Raw genomic sequence first — 2874 nt, 5'->3', positions numbered from 1 at the left:
GGGGCCGCGGTATCCAGATCATGGAGCCCGCAGTTGGCCGGCTTACTGGAAAAGACTCCGGCCCTGGGCGTATGCCGGAGCCAGAAGAGATTTATGCGCAGGTCACCCAGCTGCTGAATGCTCCAGAGGTATCCCCGGCCACCGCCGGGCCGCTGGCAGGCCGTACGGTGGTGGTGACTGCAGGCGGGACCCGTGAGCCGCTGGATCCGGTGCGCTACCTGGGCAATCGATCCTCCGGCAAGCAGGGCGTGGCGCTCGCATTGGAGGCTGCCGCTGCCGGAGCGCAGGTACATCTCATCGCTGGCGTGATGGACATCCAAGCCCCTGACGAGCAGTCGAACCTGAGTGTTGAGCGCATTGAAACGGCAGATCAGTTGCAGGCCGCAGTGCTCACCGCCGCTGAGGATGCCGATGTGCTGCTGATGGCAGCTGCAGTGGCGGACTTCAAGCCCGCTGACTATGCGGCGGCGAAGATCAAGAAAACCGACGACGGCGCGTCGCCGGTGATCACTCTGCAGCGGAATCCGGATATCCTCGCTGACACCGTCCAACGCCGAGCGCAGCAGCACCGCGGACCGAAGGTGATTGTGGGATTCGCTGCAGAGACCGGCGACGCCAGCACTGACCCCCTGGAGCTTGCGCAGCAGAAACTGGCCCGCAAAGGGTGCGAACTGCTGGTGCTCAATAAAGTCGGGGAGAACCTTGTCTTCGGACAGGACACCACTGAGATTTACATCCTCGCCGCAGACCACGTGCAGCAGAACCTGGGGGAGACCCAGGCTGAGCATGTGGCAGGAAGCAAGCAGGAGGCGGCGGCTGCCGTCGTCGCCCGTGCTGCTCAGCTGCTGAGAAGCTGAGATCCGCTGCGGTTTCAGCCGTGAGTCGCAGTATGACGTGGACCGGGAGCTGAGTCCATACGCGGCGGTAGGATATCCCGGTGAGTAATTCATCCCCGCTGCGACTTTTCTCCTCGGAGTCAGTGACCATCGGTCACCCCGATAAGATCTGCGATCAGGTTTCCGACGCCATTCTCGACGCCCTGCTGAGCGTTGATCCCAATTCACGCGTTGCCGTGGAGGCGCTGACCACCACTGGCTTGGTGCATGTGGCTGGCGAAGTCACCACCGAAGGTTATGTGGAGATTCCACAGATCGTGCGCGAGACGCTGCTGGGCATCGGCTATGACTCATCGGCCAATGGATTCGACGGCGCGCGCTGCGGCGTCTCCGTCAGCATCGGCCAGCAGTCGCCAGATATTGCCGGGGGAGTGTTCAACTCTCTGGAGGCGCGTTCCGGCGCGGAGGATCCCCGTGACGCACAGGGCGCGGGTGATCAGGGCATTATGTTCGGCTACGCCACGAATGAGACCTCCAGCTATATGCCCACTCCCATTGCGGTGGCTCACAGGCTCTCCGCTCGGCTGACTCAGGCGCGGCAGTCCGGTGAGCTGGAGTACCTGCGCCCCGACGGCAAGACTCAGGTGACCATCGGATACGACGGCGAGAAGCCGGTGGCACTGGAGACCGTAGTGGTCTCCGCTCAGCACACTGCAGAGACCGAGCAGCGGCAGCTGCAGGCTGACATCTCCGAGGCGGTGATCGCGCCGGTGATTGCTGACATCGGACTGGATATCAGCAGTGTGGCTGAGATTATCAACCCCTCCGGCCCGTTCGTGATTGGCGGACCTGTGGGGGATGCGGGGCTGACGGGTCGCAAGATCATTGTGGATACTTACGGTGGCTTCGCCCGCCACGGCGGTGGTGCCTTCTCCGGCAAGGATCCGTCCAAGGTGGATCGCTCCGCGGCCTACGCGATGCGCTGGGTGGCGAAGAATGTGGTGGCTGCGGGTCTGGCTGACCGGGCAGAGATCCAGATCGCCTACGCCATCGGCCGGGCGCACCCGGTGGGTATCTACGTGGAGACTTTCGGCACCGAGAAGGTTGATCCTGCGAAGATCTCCGAGGCGATCGGAGAGGTCTTTGACCTGCGACCGCTGGGCATCATCGAGGACCTGGATCTGAAGCGTCCGATCTACCGCGAGACGGCCAAGAACGGCCACTTCGGGCGTGAGGAGTTCCCATGGGAGCAGCTGAACCGCGTTGATGCGCTGAAGAGCTTCTTCGACGCCTGAGCTCAGCGCGGCGCTTAAGTGCCATGCGATGTATCCTGCGTATATTGGCGGTCGGTTGATTTGGCTGGCGCTAAGCCCGGTCGTTCCCTCTGGTGGACTCTCATCGTCATCAAGATCCTCGCCGCGTGTGGGCTCATCGTTGGAATGTGGGTTCCGGGCGTCGGCCTTGCAGCAATGTTGGCCTGATCGTCTATTTCATCTGCGCCGCTGCCGCTCACATTCGAGCCGACTTCGTCGGACAGACTTTCTGGATCAATTGCCTCGGTATGCTTGCTTTCTCCACCGCAGTCCTGGTGCTTTCGCTCGCTCTCTAGAAAGTGCGGATCTAGCCGTCTGGTGGGACTTTTCCTCACCGCGATTCAAGGCGCCCCCTGACCCTTCGCTGCCCGAGACTGCTGTCGGCGGCGGTTGACCGAGTTTGGTGTCAGGTCCTGTCTTTAGGGTTGAAGTATGGACATCAACGCAGCAGCACGCGCTATAGGGCGGGCTCATGCCAGGGGAAGCCTGGCAGAGTCCGTGCTGGGTGCCGCTGCGGAGTTCTTCTTCAGCTCTGCTGCGAGAACCCCGCGGGGCTCAGCACCAGCTGCTGCAGACCATGCCCGTCAGGAGTGGGGGCCGGTCGATTTCTTCGCACCCGGGGTCCTGCCGGTGGTGGCTACTCCCACTCCACTAGAGACTCCGCTGAACCTTGATGCTGCCTTCATGGGAACGGGCCCCGCCGAGGGCGCAGCTGCCTCTGGCCG

General features: G+C 62.7%; 3 protein-coding genes. All 3 read left to right on the top strand.

What is annotated here, in order from left to right:
- A partial coding sequence (locus TX78_RS00400) for a phosphopantothenoylcysteine decarboxylase domain-containing protein (protein WP_276508316.1) occupies positions 1-857 on the top strand: 857 nt, incomplete at its 5' end.
- A gap of 80 nt (positions 858-937) precedes the next feature.
- Positions 938-2131, top strand: a complete 1194-nt coding sequence (gene metK, locus TX78_RS00395) for a methionine adenosyltransferase (protein WP_147640384.1) — start codon at positions 938-940, stop codon at positions 2129-2131.
- 450 nt (positions 2132-2581) lie between these two features.
- Positions 2582-2874, top strand: a 293-nt coding sequence (locus TX78_RS00385; RefSeq protein WP_044492714.1) for a hypothetical protein, incomplete at its 3' end; no start/stop codon positions are given.

The sequence above is a fragment of the Nesterenkonia massiliensis genome (genome assembly GCF_000455245.1).
GTDB classification, from domain to species: domain Bacteria; phylum Actinomycetota; class Actinomycetes; order Actinomycetales; family Micrococcaceae; genus Nesterenkonia; species Nesterenkonia rhizosphaerae.
This window is presented reverse-complemented; position numbering and strand designations above follow the sequence as displayed.